Origin of the sequence: Achromobacter pulmonis (assembly GCF_002885955.2) — a bacterium.
GTDB lineage: Bacteria > Pseudomonadota > Gammaproteobacteria > Burkholderiales > Burkholderiaceae_B > Achromobacter > Achromobacter pulmonis_A.
Map to the genome: position 1 here is coordinate 796,883 of NZ_POQS01000003.1, position 842 is coordinate 797,724.

2 protein-coding genes and 1 pseudogene are annotated in these 842 nt (G+C 68.8%); all 3 read left to right on the top strand.

Features of this window, described 5'->3' with window-relative positions; translation table 11 throughout:
* On the top strand, window positions 1-312 hold a 312-nt coding region (locus C1I89_RS15040), incomplete at its 5' end, for a phage protein GemA/Gp16 family protein (RefSeq protein WP_219929586.1).
* Window positions 312-599: a hypothetical protein gene (locus tag C1I89_RS15045; protein ID WP_060833198.1), complete on the top strand. Its 288-nt coding sequence runs from the start codon at window positions 312-314 to the stop codon at window positions 597-599. The genes C1I89_RS15040 and C1I89_RS15045, both read left to right, overlap by 1 nt.
* Before the next feature lie 14 nt (window positions 600-613).
* Window positions 614-842, top strand: a pseudogene (locus C1I89_RS15050) (hypothetical protein); the annotation flags it as partial.

Genomic DNA, 842 nt, shown 5'->3' on the forward strand with positions numbered 1-842 from the left:
CTGCAGAAGATCGAGGCGTACCTGGCCGACATGAAGCTGCCCTGGTCCTACGCCGACACCATCGCCCGCCAGCAGACCGGCATCGAGCGCGTGGCCTGGCTGCGCAAGCAGGAGGATCTGCGCGGCGTCATCGCGGCGCTGCATGTCGAGCAGGGAAAGCGCGGCCTGCTGGAGACGCTGGACGAGCGCCTGGCGGCCCTGGGCATGACCCGCGAGGGGCTGGCCGAGCAGCGCACGCTGCGCGTCGGGTGGATGCGCCACCGGCCCACGCTGCGCCGCCTGATCGCGGACCTGGCCGGGGAGGCGCACTGATGCCTTGCTATACCGGCCTGACTTCCAACGGCGACAAGTTTTTCTTGTGCGGCAAGCTGGGGCCGCACTGTGCGGCCGAGAAATGCGGCGATGTCGGCACGAACCTGTGCGACTACCCGGTCGGCGAGGGCCGCACCTGCGACCTGCCGCTGTGCGACAGCCACGCCTACGAAGTCGCCCCGAACGTCCACTACTGCCCCGGCCACCTGGTGCTGTGGCAGGCGTTTCGCGCCAGCGGCCGCGAGCAGCGCGAGCTGGAAAACGTCGTGCCGTTCAAGGGCCGATAAACAGGATTTAAACGATGGCCAACACTGACATCCGCTGCCCCTGCTGCCACGCCAGCTTCAACCTGGAGCACATCGCCGAGGACGAAGCGCTGCGCGAACTGATGGCGCTGCTGGCCGACCTGCCGCGCGAGGTATCCCGGCCTCTGGTGGCCTACGTGGGCCTGTTCCGTGGCCCGTCCAGGGCGACGGCCTACGAGCGCCAGCTGCGCCTGGCGCGTGAAGTGCTGGCCATGCACCAGGACA